Below are 269 nucleotides of genomic sequence, written 5' to 3'. Positions count from 1 at the left end.
ACAAGGATCGCAGAAATGTATAAAAGAAAGAGCAGCCGATGGCCGCGGCGCACATCGAGGCGCATCTGGCCAGGCTGGGCCTGGAGCCAACGCGGATGCGCCGCTTCTGGCTGCACCAGGCCAACCAGGGCATGAACCAGCTGGTGATCAAGAAGCTCGTCGGCGGCGAGGCCGGCAGCGAGGTCGCGCCGCTGATCCTGGACGAGTACGCCAACACCGCGTCGGCCGGTTCGATCATCGCCTTCCATCACCACCGCGCCGACCTGCAG

At 65.1% G+C, this 269-nt stretch carries 1 protein-coding gene; it reads left to right on the top strand.

The window, feature by feature from the left end:
• Positions 1–38: 38 nt before the first annotated feature.
• Positions 39–269 (top strand): 3-oxoacyl-[acyl-carrier-protein] synthase III C-terminal domain-containing protein (locus tag ACNEUN_RS06255; protein WP_463631572.1); only part of this gene is annotated, 231 nt, incomplete at its 3' end.

It is taken from the genome of Gardnerella sp. C0684A1 (genome assembly GCF_055326835.1).
The sequence above is the reverse complement of the archived record's forward strand: the minus strand, read 5'-3'. Positions and strand labels throughout refer to the sequence as shown.